Below are 800 nucleotides of genomic sequence, written 5' to 3'. Positions count from 1 at the left end.
ACCTGTAGGGTCAGTGATGGGAGTATGTCACCTAAACGGGGGATCCTCTGGGGTGGGCCAGAGAACCCGTTGCGGCTGTCCGGTGTCCGGCAGGGAGAGGGGAGTGTGGCCAAGGGGCTCCAGAAGCCAGCTACGCTGGGGCGGGCTCCAGTTGCCCTGGCGGGCCTCGATCTCCAGAATGAGCTGGCCATTTTGCTGTCGCAAGCGGAAGAGGGTGGTGGCCCAGGCTCCTGCTCGATGGGCGAGGGTTTCCCCGTCGTCTTCGTAGAGGGTGAAGCTGCCGTTGCCGGGGTAGAGTTTGAGGTGCGGTTGGTCACGGCGCAGGTGGGCGGTGGACGGGCAGGGGGGAGCTAAAGGCAGAACGGAGCCACCCCGCACAAACAGCGGCAGTTGTTCGAGAGGGGCAGGGACGAGAATGTAGCGGGGGCCGGTGTGGGCCTGACCTGTCCACCAATCAAACCAAGTGCCCTGGGGTAGGTAAACAGCGCGGCACCGCACGCCAGGCCGGACTACAGGGGCAGCTAGGAGGGCGGATCCCAGCATGGCTTGATCTGAGATCTCGTAGGTTTGCGGATCGTCGGGAAACTCGTAGAGAAGGGGGCGCAAGATGGGGGATCCGGTTTGGCTGGACTCCCAAAAGAGGCTGTAGAGGTAGGGCAGCAGCTGGTAACGCAACTGAATGGCCTGCCGGCAGATGGTTTCCACTTCGAGGCCAAAGCTCCAGGGCTCGTGGGGGCGGGTGCCCAGGGCGCTGTGGCCGCGCATGAGGGGGTAAAGAATTCCCATTTGCATCCAACGGG

1 protein-coding gene is annotated in these 800 nt (G+C 63.6%); it reads right to left on the bottom strand.

What is annotated here, in order from left to right; translation table 11 throughout:
- Positions 1 to 27 precede the first annotated feature (27 nt).
- The coding region (locus NW856_RS14350) for a TIM-barrel domain-containing protein (RefSeq protein ID WP_414400779.1) at positions 28 to 800 on the bottom strand (773 nt) is incomplete at its 5' end.

It is taken from the genome of Synechococcus sp. R3-13 (genome assembly GCF_047462195.1).
GTDB lineage: Bacteria > Cyanobacteriota > Cyanobacteriia > Thermostichales > Thermostichaceae > Thermostichus.
This window is presented reverse-complemented; position numbering and strand designations above follow the sequence as displayed.